Origin of the sequence: Caballeronia sp. ATUFL_F1_KS39, assembly GCF_023630985.1 — a bacterium.
Classification (GTDB): Bacteria; Pseudomonadota; Gammaproteobacteria; order Burkholderiales; family Burkholderiaceae; genus Caballeronia; species Caballeronia zhejiangensis.
The window spans coordinates 1-240 of the sequence record NZ_JALQDZ010000139.1 but is presented as its reverse complement, the minus strand read 5'-3'; the positions used below and the strand labels follow the sequence as shown (position 1 = coordinate 240).

Annotated in this window: 1 protein-coding gene; it reads left to right on the top strand. The window is 60.0% G+C overall.

From position 1 onward, the window contains the following. A partial coding sequence (locus NCR93_RS31865) for a P-loop NTPase family protein (protein WP_502799876.1) occupies window positions 1–240 on the top strand: 240 nt, incomplete at both ends.

The window sequence follows — 240 nt, the reverse complement described above, 5'->3', positions numbered from 1 at the left end:
GGGTTACGGTTACGCCGAAGTGCCGGGAGCGGCGAAGGAACACTGGCAGCGTCTGCTGTCCACTTATCTCCAGAGTCGCGCGCAACTTTGCGGCATGATCCTGATGATGGATTCGCGCCGCCCGCTGACGGACCTCGATCGCATCATGATCGACTGGTTCGCGCCGACCGGAAAGCCGATTCACACGCTGCTCACGAAATGCGACAAATTGACGCGACAGGAAATGACCAACGCCCTGCG